This is a genomic window from Methanolinea sp. (assembly GCA_016699325.1).
GTDB lineage: Archaea > Halobacteriota > Methanomicrobia > Methanomicrobiales > Methanospirillaceae > UBA9949.
On sequence record CP064971.1, the window covers coordinates 1,638,471 to 1,652,623 of the forward strand.

At 51.0% G+C, this 14,153-nt stretch carries 12 protein-coding genes and 1 tRNA gene; 10 read left to right on the top strand and 3 right to left on the bottom strand.

Features of this window, described 5'->3' with window-relative positions; all coding sequences use genetic code 11:
• Window positions 1-28: 28 nt before the first annotated feature.
• The 4 genes from IPI71_08620 to IPI71_08635 all read left to right on the top strand — a co-directional run bounded on the left by IPI71_08620 (window position 29) and on the right by IPI71_08635 (window position 3,868).
• The gene (locus IPI71_08620) at window positions 29-1,114 is read left to right on the top strand and encodes a mechanosensitive ion channel family protein (protein QQR70705.1); all 1,086 of its coding nucleotides are present in this window, start codon (window positions 29-31) and stop codon (window positions 1,112-1,114) included.
• Between the two features lie 65 nt (window positions 1,115-1,179).
• Window positions 1,180-1,899, top strand: a complete 720-nt coding sequence (locus IPI71_08625; protein ID QQR70706.1) for a sugar phosphate isomerase/epimerase — start codon at window positions 1,180-1,182, stop codon at window positions 1,897-1,899.
• 115 nt (window positions 1,900-2,014) lie between these two features.
• Window positions 2,015-2,087: transfer RNA gene (locus IPI71_08630), tRNA-Thr, on the top strand.
• A 287-nt stretch (window positions 2,088-2,374) separates the two neighbouring features.
• Window positions 2,375-3,868, top strand: coding sequence for an MFS transporter (locus tag IPI71_08635; GenBank protein ID QQR70707.1), 1,494 nt, complete (start codon window positions 2,375-2,377; stop codon window positions 3,866-3,868).
• 53 nt (window positions 3,869-3,921) lie between these two features.
• On the opposite strand, the gene IPI71_08640 is transcribed toward IPI71_08635, so the two are convergent.
• Complete coding sequence (locus IPI71_08640) at window positions 3,922-4,206, bottom strand: hypothetical protein (protein ID QQR70708.1); 285 nt, start codon at window positions 4,204-4,206, stop codon at window positions 3,922-3,924.
• A 626-nt stretch (window positions 4,207-4,832) separates the two neighbouring features.
• Between IPI71_08640 and IPI71_08645 the strand changes: the two genes are divergently transcribed.
• The 3 genes from IPI71_08645 (at window position 4,833) to IPI71_08655 (ending at window position 5,910) form a co-directional block, all read left to right on the top strand.
• A complete protein-coding gene (locus IPI71_08645; protein ID QQR70709.1) occupies window positions 4,833-4,997 on the top strand; it encodes a hypothetical protein in 165 nt (54 codons plus the stop codon).
• Between the two features lie 213 nt (window positions 4,998-5,210).
• Window positions 5,211-5,513 carry a hypothetical protein gene (locus IPI71_08650; GenBank protein ID QQR70710.1) on the top strand — a complete coding sequence of 101 codons (303 nt, stop codon included), beginning with the start codon at window positions 5,211-5,213 and terminating at the stop codon, window positions 5,511-5,513.
• A gap of 52 nt (window positions 5,514-5,565) precedes the next feature.
• Window positions 5,566-5,910: a hypothetical protein gene (locus IPI71_08655; protein ID QQR70711.1), complete on the top strand. Its 345-nt coding sequence runs from the start codon at window positions 5,566-5,568 to the stop codon at window positions 5,908-5,910.
• 660 nt (window positions 5,911-6,570) lie between these two features.
• Here IPI71_08655 and IPI71_08660 read toward each other — a convergent pair.
• Window positions 6,571-6,912: a tetratricopeptide repeat protein gene (locus IPI71_08660; GenBank protein QQR70712.1), complete on the bottom strand. Its 342-nt coding sequence runs from the start codon at window positions 6,910-6,912 to the stop codon at window positions 6,571-6,573.
• 698 nt (window positions 6,913-7,610) lie between these two features.
• Between IPI71_08660 and fdhF the strand changes: the two genes are divergently transcribed.
• Window positions 7,611-9,680 carry a formate dehydrogenase subunit alpha gene (fdhF, locus tag IPI71_08665; protein ID QQR70713.1) on the top strand — a complete coding sequence of 690 codons (2,070 nt, stop codon included), beginning with the start codon at window positions 7,611-7,613 and terminating at the stop codon, window positions 9,678-9,680.
• 1 nt (window position 9,681) lies between these two features.
• Window positions 9,682-10,854: a Coenzyme F420 hydrogenase/dehydrogenase, beta subunit C-terminal domain gene (locus tag IPI71_08670; GenBank protein ID QQR70714.1), complete on the top strand. Its 1,173-nt coding sequence runs from the start codon at window positions 9,682-9,684 to the stop codon at window positions 10,852-10,854.
• Window positions 10,855-10,919: 65 nt separating this feature from the next.
• Here IPI71_08670 and IPI71_08675 read toward each other — a convergent pair whose 3' ends face one another.
• Window positions 10,920-11,210, bottom strand: a complete 291-nt coding sequence (locus tag IPI71_08675; GenBank protein ID QQR70715.1) for a tetratricopeptide repeat protein — start codon at window positions 11,208-11,210, stop codon at window positions 10,920-10,922.
• 201 nt (window positions 11,211-11,411) lie between these two features.
• On the opposite strand from IPI71_08675, the gene IPI71_08680 reads away from it, so the two are divergent.
• Window positions 11,412-14,150 (top strand): PAS domain S-box protein, encoded by a 2,739-nt coding sequence (locus IPI71_08680; GenBank protein ID QQR70716.1) that lies wholly within the window; start codon window positions 11,412-11,414, stop codon window positions 14,148-14,150.
• Window positions 14,151-14,153 lie beyond the last annotated feature (3 nt).

The window sequence follows — 14,153 nt, forward strand, 5'->3', positions numbered from 1 at the left end:
ACATCCTGGCGGACATAATAGTAGTTATATGAGCGTCGAGACAGTGGGGGCTGTCACCCCGACAATCCCGACAGAATTCTTCACCCTCAGCGAAAATCTCCTGGCAGTCTTCATCGTGATTGCCGGTACTGCGATGAGCATCCTACTTTTTTTCGTTATCGGCTGGCTTCAGAGAAGAGCTGGTACAACCGAATCTAAGCTTGATGATATTGTCATCTCGGCACTGGGAACACCGATGGTCATTGCAGTGCTGGTGGCCTCGATCTTCATCGCTCTTCAGGTTGCGACGCTTCCCAGCGGTCTGGAATGGATCATGGAGAGCAAATACTTCAATGCCATCTATGTCATCCTCGGAGCATGGGTGGCATCCAGTTTTGCTTATAATTTCATCAGCACTTATGGATCACCTGCTGCCGGCGAGACCGAAAAAGAGATCGATGACAGTATGATCGCCCTCGCCCTCATCATTGCCAAGTACATCATCTGGTTTATCGCCTTCCTGATCATACTTTCCATTCTCGAAATCGATATCACCCCATTCCTGGCCGGTGCGGGAATCATCGGTCTTGCCGTTGCCCTTGCAGCCCAGGACATCCTCTCAAACTTCTTTGGCGGGGCAATGATTGCGGTCGACAAGCCGTTCAGGATCAATGACCGCATCAAAATCGAAGAGTATTACGGCGATGTCATCCATGTTGGACCGCGGAGCACCCGAATAAAAACGCTCGATAATCAGGTTGTAACCATCCCGAATGTAAAGGTCATAGACAGCTTTATCGTCAACTATGCGATGCCGGACTCGAGACTCAAAGTGCGAATTCCCCTCAGGATTGCATACGGATCTGATGTGAAAAAAGTGAAGGATGTCCTTTTCGATATTACCCGGGAAGCTGCAGCGACCCACCCGTTTATCCTGATGGATCCCGCACCCGAGGTCTATTTCCTGGAATTCGGCGCATCACACCTCCATTTCGAAGTCGTTGTCTGGTGCAATGATTTTGGATTGACCTGGAATACCAAGGATGCCATCAATACCCTGATCGCCAGACACTTTGCCGAAGAAGGAATAGAAATTCCCTTCCCCCAGATGGATGTTCATCTGAAAAAACCCTGATTCTTTTAAAATTTTACTATGCCAGGATCTTATCTTTTATCGTTGTTTCCGAAAAGTATCACTGTATGTTCGGTATATCGTCTTTCTGCCTCCACCACGAGCCTCTCGATATCGCACTCGATCTGCTGGCGGAAATCGCCGACCTGATCGAAGTGATGGATGACGGAGCACATCACATCGAGTCTCCTGACCTGCTGGAATCATACTCTTGCAGGTATACCGTTCATGCGCCGTCCCGGAGTATAAATATCGCCAGTGTCCATGAACCGATCAGGAAGGGGAGTGTGGAAGTCATCTGCACTTGCTTTGCACTCTCGGGAGAAGTTGCAGCTGATGTGGTTATCCACCCGGGTTACTTTGCCTGGAGAGAAGACCGCGACAAGGCCCTTCGCCAGTTCCGGAAATCGCTGGCAGACCTGAATGCCTGTGCAGAGGATTACTCAATTCGTTTCTCCATCGAAAACATGGAAAACTGGAACTATTTTTTTCTGAGGCGCCCGGAAGAGATTGAAAACCTTGGCGAATTTAATCTGGCTCTTGATGTCGGGCATGCATACCTGAATCGCTGTCTGGATGAATTCCTCGCCATGCCGTTTTCCCACGTCCACCTCCATGACAATAATGGAAAGGAGGACTTGCACGCCCCGGTGGGACAGGGAACAATCGACTTTGGGCCGGTATTAAAAGCCATAAAAGATAATCATGCAACACCTATCATCGAAGTGGGGACCTTTGAAGGAGCCCTTGACAGCCTTGGAATCCTGTCCCGGATGACCGAAAATTGACGCGGTTTTCCAGTCTATTCCTGGAATACATGGAAAGCCCCCAATTTCAGGCAGTTATCCGGTCTTTTCCGCAATCTTTTAAAGGACTCACTGCAAAGATTAGTGGTGCACTCCTGCCTCAGTGGCTCAGCCGGTAGAGCGACACCTTGGTAAGGTGTAGGTCGCGAGTTCAAATCTCGCCTGAGGCTCTCCATCCTTATATCCAGTTTTCTGCATTGCCTGGGTGAGATCAAGGAGATACGGCTCATCATCGACACACAGCACAGCGATCCGGGGCATCGGCATCGATATCGGGGAGCACGATCTTCAAAGATCATATGCATTAGCCAGACAAAACATGTAAAAAACCATGATACAGCCCTGCGTTTGACGGATGCGAACCTATATCTGAATAGAAAATAATTTCAATCAATATTAGCGGGATTTATCCTTGATAATTCTATTATGGAACTGGCACTGAACATAATGATGCGGAATGTGGCGGTTCACTCCCTATACAACGATCGGAAAAGCTGAACAGGAACGGGGGCTGTCATATGTCATCTTTGACGGTCTCTTCACCCATGCTTTTGTCACCCTCACCGGCGGCATTTTCCTTGTGGCATATGCACTGGACCTCGGGGCGTCCAACCTGGTCATCGGGCTTCTCGCGGCCATCCCGCCGCTGGCCGAGCTGATGCAGATCCCAGGGATCGCGCTCGTTGAACGGTTCCGCAACAGGAAGGTTATCGCGCTGGTCACCTCTCTTATCTCCCGCGGGTTCTGGTTCATTATCGCGTTTATTCCTTTTTTTGTCCCACCGGAGACAGGAATCGTGCTGCTGGTGGTAAGCATCCTCATTTATTCCTGTTTTTCTGCGGTTAAGCATTGCAGCTGGAAATCATGGATGCGGGATTTTATTCCCGATGGCATCCTCGGCATATTTTTTTCCCGTAGGCTTGCCCTTTCGTTTGCCCTGGGCAGTGTGTTGAGATTGCTGGCCTGTTTCTTTCTTGATTTTTGGGAGAAAGGAGCAATTCCAGACCTTTATGGATATTCCCTGATATTCCTGGTGGGAAGCTTTCTCGGCCTGGTCGGACTCGTATTTCTCTCTGCGACACCGGAACCGATGATGGAAAAGCAGTTTACCATCCCTCTCTATAGCCTTTTTTCAGAATGTTTCCAGAACAGGCATTTTAACAACCTCCTGATCTTCCTCAGTCTCTGGAGTTTTGCCATCAACCTCGCCGCTCCGTTCCTGACCGTGTACCTGATCAAGCGCCTCTCCCTTGACATCACCACGATTATTGTCCTTTCCCTGGTGAGCCAGGTCTGCAGCATTTTTTCCTTTCCACTCTGGGGGAGACTTGTGGACCAGTACAGCAACAAGACAGTGCTCCAGATTGCCGGGCCGCTCTTTATTATATGCATCGTGGCCTTCACTTTCACCAATTTCCCCGAACCCCACCTGATGACCATGCCGCTCCTGGTTCTCATCCACATCATCATGGGATTTTCAACCGCAGGTGTGACACTGGCCTCCGGAAATATCGGCCTGAAACTGGCACCGAAAGGATCGGCCACCACCTATCTGGGGACTATTGGGATCTTCACCTCGCTTTCAGCCGGGATCTCACCTATTATCGGCGGACTTTTTGTCGACCACCTCGCGGAATTCTCTCTTGCATGGAACCTTGAGTGGAATAGTCCTGGACTGCATTATATCGTGCCGACGCTCCATTTGCAGCACTGGGATTTTTTCTTTGTCGTAGCAGCCCTGATCGGTTTCTTCTCAATCCACCGGCTCTCTTACGTAAAGGAGGTGGGGGAGGTGGACGAGCCGATCTTTATTCCATTCCTTGTCGCCTTTGGACGGGATATCAGGAACTTTTCGACAGCCGGAGGATTGCGGGGCCTCCTCAGGTTCCCCTACAGCGATTTCCGGATGAAAAGAAGACCTGGCGGCCGGCACCAGGATCGGGCTCTCTAACCTTCATTTGCTCGGAACACCCCTCAGGAACAGCCATCCCGGATCAGGGGCTGTCACCTTCCATTGCAATAGTAGTCTATAAGCACCATTGCAACCCTCTTTGCAGGCTTCCTGGGAGACCCCTCAGTTCTCGCATACTGAAGAACGGTATGAACCTGGACCTGATCGGGGGTCTCTACCCATTCCAGAGTATGCCTTTTATGCCCATCCTGCCTGCCAGGTGGCTTTTCCCCCTTTCTGCCACCGATTCTGGGGATGTCGGAATACATCCATCGAGGGTGGCCGGTTGCTGTTCCGATTGTGTTTTTTTTAATTGCGCCTCCAATTCCTGAATTCATACCTTAACCCTTCGGTTTTGGGGAGAAGCGACTGAATATCGGACGCAGGGGTGATTTCGTTGATATCGTTATTCTGTTGATTTCTTGTCACTGGTTGTTATTATGACGTCATCGTATCTTGCGGTTGACCCTGAACAGTAACCAAAAAAAAGTTTTATGGGCTTCGATCGGAAAAATTCCGGTAAATGAAGCGAAATCTTGCACAAGGTTTATCATGGTAGAGACCTATGTATGTATCACAATACATCCAAAATTGCTGGGAGGATTCCGGGCGATAGTATCGGATGCCAGTTGGGAACGCCGCACTTCAGAAATGACATCCATCATCTTCCGGGGAAAAACCCGGCTTCACGAGGCAAGGATGGGTATGCAGGGACTGCTCTCGCGTCGATCAGTTATTCCAGGGTTATTGAAGTGTTCTGATAATCGGTGATACTACCCCACGCTGGGTGTATTGGTTATCCATCGTTCCGAATTGCGTATTCATCGGGGAATATCGTTCCCCAGGGGGGTGTCCATATTTCATGTTGAAGAGGGGTGCAAGACAGGGAGGATATCCGGACCGGCACTTATCTGGAAGAGGCCTGGTTCGGAACGGTCCCCGGCTGCAATCAGGAGGTGAGAGTTTGACATTCATCGATCGGAAAATAAAAGATTTAGAGAGCGAGATCGCGGGGCACCAGAAACAGATCAAGTATTTCGAGGAGCGGGCAGCCGAACTCAGATATCACATCGACCATGTAATCGCACCCGAAATCGAGGAACTGAAACGGAGAAATTCCAGAGGGTGATACAGGAATGAACAGCTACTATTCCACTGACCAGATCCTGTGGGCTCTAATGGTCCTCTTCGCAATGGTATTCGTATCCATCGTTATCGGCAGGGCATTCCTGTGGTAACAACGGTCCACTTTCGATTAAAAGAGAAAAATCATCATGCCACTGAGTGTGAAAAGGATTGCCGGACGTGGAGCCCTCCGGCAGGGATGTGGCAGGAGAATTACATGACGGATATCTTGACAGAAAAGATCTATCTCGCGGTCCAGGACATCCGGACCCTTGCAGCCAGGACCCGTCCGGACTGCAGGGGAAAGCGTGACTGTATCAACTGCCCGGCGCGGATTGGGGTGCCGGGCCGGCTTGACTCCGAATGCTTGTTCAACCTTTGTGATACCATGGGGGAGAGAACATCGAGAAATGATAAAAAGAGGGTTTCTGCCAGGTATGTCATCAATCCACGTCGGAGACCACAACATAACCCGGCGACGGAGACCGGTGGGGACGTGGTACGCCGCAGTGTGTGTTGATGGCGTATATGATGAGATAGATTAATTGACTATTACAATAGATACAAAAACAGTGACAAAGCGCACCAGCGAAGAGATGAAGAAGGAGATCATCACTCTCTATCGTGGGGGCATGAGCCCTTACAAGATTGCCCAGTACTTCAAGGGCACGATCACGCATGGCGGGGTAAGAAACGTCCTTCTTCGTGCAGGTGAAAGGATCAGGAACAGGTCGGAAGTAAAACAACGATATGATATAGACTTGGCAAAACTCGTTCATCTTTACCTTGACAAGGGATGGAGCACCTACCGTATCGGCAAGGAGCTTGATATCCCCCCTTCCGCTGTGTGGTTCCGGTTGCACAAGGCCGGGATCAAGACAAGAGATATCCATGAAGCACGGTCCGGTGATGAATGATGACGGTAACCTCGAAGTTAGGGCCATTACGTACATTCTGCTCACGGTGTGGAAAAGACATATTCCACTATCATGACAGAGTGTATGCCAACAAGAAAAAAATATACCATTATGAATGTTGGATTAAAGAAAAGAACGCCCGATCTGAAGTGTAACTGGATCTCACCCCGAATTGCATCTTGTAGCATTCAAAAAGGGTTCAGGAAAGGACCATCCAGAATCTATTGAGTGGTTAAAGGATCCACCCCTTTCCGCCTTCTTTGGAGTGTCGATGACGTGTGGGAGTACTTATCGCTAATGGTGAGCATCTGATCAGGTCGCCTAAAATAACTTGTCATAAAAGAAGCGAATAAGCTATTCAGCTGCCACGCCTGAGGCTTGGTGAAATTTTTCGAACATGCTCTAATGCTCTTTTTAAAATGTGAAATCTCTTCTTTCTTTGCACAACAGCAAGTTGAGGTCATGACTGCATCAATAACCTCGGGTGATGCACTTGTTCTCCTCAAGTTCGGTTATCACGATGGCGGCATTATCACCCACAACGCTGCGGCAATCAGATTTTTCTGCAAGAGACCATCTTTGGAGATAGAAGAAGAGGAAACGGGAATGATCCCGTTCTGCTTGGTCGCGCCGCTGGTTAATGCAGGTAGATTGCTCGTGTTACCTTCCGCATGCGTACTTAATACCGCGGTTGATACAGGCGATTGCTTCGGCCTCACGTCCCATCCTCTTAAGGGTCAGGCCCTTGTTGAACCATGCTTCGGATGATCCGGGATCAATCCTGAGTGCGGTGTCATAGCACTGGAGTGCCTCGTCGCATTTCCCAAGATAATCCAGGAAATTGGCCTTCTCGTTCCAGGCTCCTGAGTATGCCGGTTCCAGGGCAATAGCCCGGTCGAAATATTCTAGAACCTTCTCTGGCTCCGTCTTGCCTTCTGCTTCCAGGGCCAGGCGGAAGAAATATTGGGCATCGTGTGAAATGCTCACAACGGTTTTCTGCATATTCTGCATCTCTCCTGCCAGGGTTTTCCGGTCGTCTCCCCGACAAGGAAGAAATAATTGGTATGCTTAAATATTGATTTGCGTTATAAAACTGTATGAATAAATTGCATTGCATTGTTTAACAATGTGTTGTTATCATCAATGCACGGCATATATGAAATGCATTGGTGCGGGCATAACTTTCAAAAAATAACTGGATTCCTTTAAACTAAACGCATATCAATCCAAACCAATGCAAGAATTAGAAAAATGGTTTGGGTACCTTCAGTTACATTTTCTCATCCTGGAAATGCCAGATGCTGAATTCAACATGAGAAAGACGGGTGCAGTATGAACGTGAAGGCAAATGTCTCGAACGTGCGGCAGCTTGATAACACCAGGATTTACGGAATACCAAACCCGCGTCAGCACTGCGAGAAATTCGCAAGGCGAGTGCTGTTTTCCTCTTGTCGATCATTCTAGGTCACCCCGGGAACGAATGAACCTTCCAGGGATATTGAATATGCATAACTAATCCCGGAGAGAATATCGGGTTTGCATACCATGTGTTCTCTATCGGGAACTCCGGTGTAATACGAGGGCAGTCTGGATTTTTCGCCAATGAATGAAGTATGAATATCTAGGGTGGCTCTGCTCTCATATAGCAAAGAATAATAAGACTGAAAAGTAAGTCAACTTAACCTGTAAAGGTGTGAATCATGCAGATGAAGTACGTCCAAACAACATGTCCGTACTGCGGAACCGGCTGCAGTTTCAATCTTGTTGTCGAAAACAACAAGGTTACGGGCATCGCCCCGTACCAGCGCTCTCCGGTGAACCAGGGGAAGTTGTGTCCAAAAGGCACCTATGCCCACGAGTTCGTGAACCATCCCGATCGTCTGAAGTCACCCCTCATCAAGAAGAATGGGAAGTTCGTCGAGGCGAGCTGGGATGAAGCATATGACCTGATTGCAAAGAAATTCAAACAATATAAGCCCGATGAGTGCGCCTGCCTCTCCTCAGCCCGTGTCTCGAACGAGGAGAACTACGCGATGATGAAGTTCGCGCGCGGCGTGCTCAAGACCCGGCACATAGACCACTGCGCAAGGCTCTGCCACTCCTCGACGGTCGCCGGGCTTGCCTCGACGTTTGGCTCGGGTGCGATGACCAACTCGATCGGCGATATCTCCCAGTCGAAATGCTGCTTTATCCTCGGGAGCAATACCTTCGAGCAGCACCCGCTGATCGGGCGCCAGGTGGTACTTGCCAAAAAGAATGGTGCCAAAATCATCTACGCCGATCCAAGGCTCACCCCGACGGGCAAGCAGGCCGACCTGTACATGCAGTTCCGGTCAGGGTCCGATGTCGCCATCCTGAACGGCCTGATGCAGGAGATCCTGAAGAACGGATGGGAGGACAAGGAGTTCATCAAGAACCGGACCAAGGACTTTGACAAGCTGAAAGAAGAGGTCATGAAACCGGAATACAGCCTCGAGAACGTCTCGAAGATCTCCGGTATCCCGGTTGCACAGCTCAAGACTGCCGCGGAATGGATCGGGAAGGCCGAATCGGCCTGCATCCTCTACTCGATGGGCATCACCCAGCACACCACCGGGGTCGACAACGTCAGGTCGGTTGCCAACATCCAGATGCTTACCGGGAACCTGGGGCGGCCCGGGACCGGGGTCAATGCGCTCCGCGGCCAGAACAACGTTCAGGGCGCCTGCGACATGGGTGCGCTGCCGGTGGTTTTCACCGCGTACCAGAAGGTCATCGACGAGGCGGCCCACAAGAAGTTCTCGGACGCGTGGGGTTTCCCCGATGGCATCGCCGAGGGCAAGAACGGCTATGAGGTGACGGTCATGATGGACGTGCTGGCCGACAAGCCCGGCGAGCTCAAGTGCATGTACATCATGGGCGAAAACCCGATGCTCTCGGACCCCGACCTCCACCATGTTGAGAAAGCGCTGAAGAACCTCGAGTTCCTTGTCGTCCAGGACATCTTCATGAACGAGACCGCGGAGCTCGCTGACGTAGTGCTTCCTGCCTGCTGCTATGCAGAAAAGGATGGCACCCAGACCTCGACCGAGCGCCGTGTCCAGATGTGGAGAAAGGCCCAGGACCCGCCGGGACAGGCAAAGCTGGACTGGGTGATCATCAAGGAGATCGCCGCAAAGATGGGCTATGAAAAGCAGTTCCCCTGGAACAGCGCCGAGGACATCTTCGAGGAGATCCGGAAGGTCACCCCGTCCTATGCTGGGATGAGCTATGCACGGCTCAACAAGCCTGAAGCTGCCCACTGGCCATGCCCTGCCCCCGAGCACCCCGGGACCCCGATCCTCCACAGGGAGAAGTTCGCCCACCCTGACGGCCTGGGCCAGTTCTTCGCTGTGCCCTACAAGCCCCCGGCAGAAGTTCCTGATGCACAATACCCATTCGTTCTCACCACCGGCCGCTGCCTCTGGCACTGGCACACTGGTACGATGTCCCGCAGGTCCGACTCACTCGAAAACGAGGAGCCCACCGGCTGGATCGAGATCAACACCGAGGACGCCAAAGCACTCGGGATCAAGGACAAGGAAGTAGTGCGGGCTATCACCCGCCGTGGGCAGGTAGATGTACCGGCACGGGTTACATCGGACATCATGAAGGGGGTCATGTTCATGCCATTCCACTTCAAGGAGTGTGCAGCCAACGTGCTCACCAACAATGCGCTCGATCCTATTGCCAAGATCCCGGAGTTCAAGGCATGTGCGATCAAGGTCGAAAAGATAGCGGAGGCGAAGTAACATGGGACTCTTTTCATCCAAACCGGACATCAAGAAAGGCGATATGGTGTATGCCTGGACCAATGACCAGGACATCGCCAAGAAAGCAGAATGCGGTGGTGCGGTCACAACCTTGCTCAAGTACGCCCTTGAAAACAAGCTGGTTGACGGGGTGATCGTGGTGAAGAAAGGCCAGGACATATATGACGCTGTGCCCACCCTCGTGACCGATCCCAAAGGACTCAAAGATACGGCCGGCTCACTTCACTGTGGAACTGGGCTCCTCGCAAATGTTCTGAAAAAGCGCTTCAACGGCGCTAAGAACATGAAAATCGGGATGACCGTCAAAGGCTGCGATCTCATGGCACTCCAGGAACTCGCCAGGCGAAAAGAGGTCAACCTGGACAATCTCCTCCTGATTGGGGTCAACTGCGGAGGTACGGTGAGCCCAATGATGGCCCGGTACATGATCACCACGAAGTACGGGGTCGATCCGGACAAGGTTTTCAAGGAAGAGATCGACAAGGGCCAGTTCATCATCGAGTATGAGGGCGGCCACAAGGGCATCAAGATCGACGAACTTGAAGATGAAGGATTCGGACGAAGGAGCAACTGCCGCCGTTGCCTCTACAAGGTCCCCCGGCAGGCCGACCTTGCCTGTGGGAACTGGGGCGTGATTGGTGAAAAGGCCGGGAAAGCCACCTTCGTCGAGGTCTGCAGCGACAAGGGTGCCGACCTCATGAGCAAAGCAGTGAAAGCAAAGGCACTTGAGGTGAGCGCCCCAGAACCAAAGGGAATCGAGATCCGGGGCAAGACCGAGAATGCCATGCTCAAACTCGGTGAGAAGTGGCGGAAGAGAGACTTTTCCAGGCTCGGTAAAGATCCATGGACCACTATCAACAATGAGACATCCCGGTGCATCAAGTGCTATTCGTGCATCGAGAACTGTCCAGTATGTATCCCGACAGCCGAGACGCTCAAGAAGTCCTATGCCATTGAACCCGGGCAGATCCCGCCAAACCCGATGTTCCACCTCCGTAGATTTGCCCATATCTCCGATTCCTGCGTCAACTGCGGTCAGTGCGAGGAACTCTGTCCTATGGAGATCCCTCTTGCCCTGTTCTCACACGCCATACGGGTCGAAGCAGATGCAGCGTTCGAGCCGAAACTGGGCAAGCCTGCTTATTCAAACTAATTTTCTTTTTTTACAACATTTCTTTAAAAGACCCAGCCGGTGGTACAGTATCGGTAACGGGAACACTATCTCCCAAGGGCCAGATCGATTCCCCGGTTGATACTTGCGAATCCTTCGGTTTCACGGCCAAGCCGCTTCAGGACGAGCCCACGGTTATACCAGCTCTCGGCATCGAATGGATCGATGTTTAATGCCTTGTCATAGCAGGCAAGTGCTTCCTCACACCTTCCCAACTCATCAAGGCAGTTTCCTTTCTCATGCCAGGCAGCGGCAACAGCGGGTTCGGCCAAGAGAACCTGGTCAATATAATCAAGGGCATGCAGGAAGTCTCCTGCATGCATCGCTTGACGAGCCATCCGGAGAAAATAGTCCGTGTTGTGTGGGATTAATACTACCGTTCTTTTTCCCGTATTGGCTGGATTATTCGTTGAAATTTCCCCCGTAATAATACCATGGGATCTCCCACGGCAGGAAATCGTGGAGGATGGATTTAAATAATTATTTGCAAGAATGTTCTGTAACCGTTATTTGAATGGCAGTGATTTAACCAGTATTGCATGGCATTCCTGCATGAGGGGATTGTACAGGATGCCGCTCGCTGCTGGCACAATAACGTAATAGCAAAACTTTTTGGCGATTTCGTTCCAGACTCTGATACAATGGAAAGCCACGGCGACCAGCGTATAAACAAGATCCGGGATCTCCTCAAATCCCACCCCCGGGGGCTCTCAATATCAGAGATCGCTGATACGCTTGGTCTCCAAAGGCACCTGGTCTCAAAAGATCTCGGGTATCTCCATAAGATGGGCCAGGTGGAACTGCAGACCATCGGGACAAGCAAGGTGTATACCACCACGGCGAAGGTCCCTCTTGCCGGTATCCTCGATTATTTCTCAGATATGATCCTCGTGCTCGATGAGGACTTCGTCATCATAGAAGTAAACGCGCCCCTCCTTCACACGGTGAACCTTGTCCGGAACGATGTGATCGGAAAAAAGATTTACGGGCATCCCAGCCCACTGATTGCAGGTTTGAAACCCGGGGCGTTTCCTGAGGGTGGAATTGAAGAATTGAATGTCTGTCTCCCGGATGAGGACGGTTCCACGGAGATTCATCACTTCAAAGCACGGTACGTTCCCATGGTGTACGAGAACACCTCTCCGGGAATGATTATTTTTATCGAGGATATCACCAAACAGACACGCTACCGGGATGCATTTCTCCTCTCCGAGGCGCACTACAAGGCAATCGTCGAGAACCAGGCCGAACTCATCTTCCGGTTTCTTCCTGATGGGACGCTCACGTTCACGAACTGGAGATGTGCACAGACGTTCGGAATGACGGAATCAAATATCCGGGGAAATACTATCTTCAATTTCCTGCCGGGTAATGAGGCCGACCGGTTCAGGGATGCCATTATGGGGTTGACAGCCCGGGAACCGGGTGTCAGGATCTCTTCCCGGCTGGAGACAACAGAAGGATATCGGCCGTACTCGATTGCCGTTCAGGCCATCCATAACGATGCTGGACGATTGCTTGGATACCATGGCATTGCACGGGATATCACGGCAGAACAGATCGCTGAAGAGGAACGCAGGTCGCATGTCGCTCACCTCGACTTTCTCTGCCGCAGCTCATGCGACTTCATGGCCTTTTCCCGCGAAAAAGATCTCATCCAATATCTCGCTGCTGGAATCCGTGAACTTGTTCCGAACGCCGTTCAATTTATATTCACGTATGACCGGAGAACCAGGGAAATGGTGACAAAATCGATCATCAACGAGGAAGGGGTTGACCTTCTTGATACCGATTTTGCAGGATCTCCCATCAGGTTCCCGGTCTCTCCCTCCGTTCTCCGCAGTGAACCTGAACTGCGGCAGGCATTTGTCGGAAAATTAACTAAAATCTCCAAAGAGCTGATTGCCTCTATTCTTGGTAACAATCTCCATGACCGGTTCAGTGCCCTGACCGGTGAGAGGAAAACATATGTCACACTGGGGATCGGGGAAGGCGAAATTGTCGGAGCTGTGGCCATCTCGCTGCCGACAATGGAAACGCTTGAGAACAGGACCCTTGTTGAGACCTTCATCCGGATGGGGATGCTCACCTATCAACGGCTTGTGGCATGGAGATCGTATTCTCGGAGCGACAACAGGTTCAGGATTATCACTGAAAAGGCATACCTGCCGATTGCCATCATAAATCCTGAGGGAAAGTACCTCTACGTCAATAACAGTTTCATTGAAATGTTCGGATATACCCTTGAAGATATACCGACCGGGTCAATGTGGTTCCTGAAGGCATTTCCGGATGCAGATATCATGCAAAAAGCCCTTGATCTCTGGATCAGCGACCTCAAGAAGTCGATCATCGGTGAGATCCGTTCCCGGCAGTTCCGGGTGAGGTGCAAGGATGGGTCCTTTAAATCGGTCATTTTCCATCCGGTTACTCTGCCTGACGGCTGCCAGCTCGTCTTTTACGAGGATATCTCAAACCAGGAGGAGGCGCAGAAAGACAGGAATCTCCTGGCTGAGATTGTCAGGTCGTCCCATGATGCGATAATCGGGATGACGACATCAGGCAGGATTAAGACATGGAATCCAGGGGCGAAACGGATCTTTGGATATACAGCAGAAGAAGTCGTGGGCAGGGATATCGATATTATCTTTCCTCAGCATCGAATCCACGAGAAAGATATACTCCTCAAAAAAGTCTTGCAGGGAGAATACATTTCCGGATTTGAGACAGAGAGAAAGAAGAAAGACGGAAGGATAATCGATGTTTCAGTGACGATCTCTCCGATATACGATAGGAATGACCAGATTATTGGGATCTCGACTATCATCAAGGATATTTCGGCCCGGAAAGCGGAAGAGCGGCTTCAGAAACTTGAATCCCGGTACCGCGACATGGTTGATTCAATAAACGTGGGAGTCTATCGCAGTACCGGGGATCCTGAAGGCCGTTTCCTCTGGGGGAATACCTCGCTGGTCAGGATCCTGGGATATCCCTCTATCCAGTCTGTGCAGAATGTGCCAGTTTCGGATCTTTTTATCAAGGCCCATGGTAGGGAGGAACTGCTCAGGGATCTGAGGGAGAAAGGATTTGTCCGGAACAGGGAGATACTCCTCAAGCGGGGAGACGGGTCGGTTGCCTATGTTCTGGTAACGGCCCTCGCGACATTCGGCAGCAGTGGCGAAATAACCTACATCAATGGTATTGTCGAAGATGTAACCGAGCAGCGGGTTCTCGCCCGGAAACTGGCATCACTTGGGAATACCATCCCCGATCATTAATCC

Bases quoted from the DNA above. Each gene is read 5' to 3' on its own strand.
- IPI71_08635 (QQR70707.1), top strand. From the start codon at position 2,375: ATGTGGCGGTTCACTCCCTATACAACGATCGGAAAAGCTGAACAGGAA.
- IPI71_08660 (QQR70712.1), bottom strand. From the start codon at position 6,912: ATGCAGAAAACCGTTGTGAGCATTTCACACGATGCCCAATATTTCTTC.
- IPI71_08620 (QQR70705.1), top strand. From the start codon at position 29: ATGAGCGTCGAGACAGTGGGGGCTGTCACCCCGACAATCCCGACAGAA.
- fdhF (QQR70713.1), top strand. From the start codon at position 7,611: ATGCAGATGAAGTACGTCCAAACAACATGTCCGTACTGCGGAACCGGC.
- IPI71_08650 (QQR70710.1), top strand. From the start codon at position 5,211: ATGACGGATATCTTGACAGAAAAGATCTATCTCGCGGTCCAGGACATC.
- IPI71_08625 (QQR70706.1), top strand. From the start codon at position 1,180: ATGTTCGGTATATCGTCTTTCTGCCTCCACCACGAGCCTCTCGATATC.
- IPI71_08640 (QQR70708.1), bottom strand. From the start codon at position 4,206: ATGAATTCAGGAATTGGAGGCGCAATTAAAAAAAACACAATCGGAACA.
- IPI71_08675 (QQR70715.1), bottom strand. From the start codon at position 11,210: ATGGCTCGTCAAGCGATGCATGCAGGAGACTTCCTGCATGCCCTTGAT.
- IPI71_08680 (QQR70716.1), top strand. From the start codon at position 11,412: ATGGCATTCCTGCATGAGGGGATTGTACAGGATGCCGCTCGCTGCTGG.
- IPI71_08670 (QQR70714.1), top strand. From the start codon at position 9,682: ATGGGACTCTTTTCATCCAAACCGGACATCAAGAAAGGCGATATGGTG.